Source organism: Pseudomonas sp. AMR01 (assembly GCF_041946035.1).
GTDB lineage: Bacteria > Pseudomonadota > Gammaproteobacteria > Pseudomonadales > Pseudomonadaceae > Aquipseudomonas > Aquipseudomonas antarctica_B.
Genome location: NZ_JAUTYR010000136.1, coordinates 1 through 581, shown reverse-complemented (window position 1 = coordinate 581; position 581 = coordinate 1). Strand labels below are relative to the sequence as shown.

The following is a 581-nucleotide window of genomic DNA, read 5'->3' as shown; positions in this document are numbered from 1 at the left end:
CAAATGGCCATTACAGATCGTCTCAACAAGTAAGTCGTTGAAAAATCTATATCTTCTTGATGCCGGTCCGAAAGGGTCGGCATTTTGCTTTGGAGCTCTGGAGGCCGGACTCGGAAGTTGACTGAAGGCGCTAGATGTTCTCATAAAGTTCTCATGGATCCGGATCCTTTCGTTTAGCCCAAGGCAGCCCGTCGCTGTCGAATGTTGGTCGCCGAGCTATCGGCGAACCGACCTAGAGAGGACATCAAATGCCCCGCATCAAATTTTCCGATGTCAGATTCCCTAATCCCGATGCTCCGTCAGCGTTTGACATCGAAGCCCGCCTGAAGCGTCACCTTATCAATTTTCGGAAGAAGAGAGGCAAACTCGAAGGAGGCAATCATGTTTCTGATCGAGATCGGCTCAATATTCGACGGAAGGTAGTCGCCTACAAAGATGCGGTTTCTCGTAGATCAGGCATGGATCATCTAGCCGACAAAGACCGTCAGAAGTTGGAAGTATTCCGCCACGGCGTAGAGCTTATTTCAGTCGAAACCGAACACCATGCAGACGAAATTGCCTCTGCTATTCATTCTGAGATG

1 protein-coding gene is annotated in these 581 nt (G+C 49.4%); it reads left to right on the top strand.

Going from position 1 to position 581, the window contains the following annotated elements; all coding sequences use genetic code 11:
• Positions 1–248: 248 nt before the first annotated feature.
• On the top strand, positions 249–581 hold a 333-nt coding region (locus tag Q7C20_RS26910; RefSeq protein WP_375071213.1), incomplete at its 3' end, for a hypothetical protein.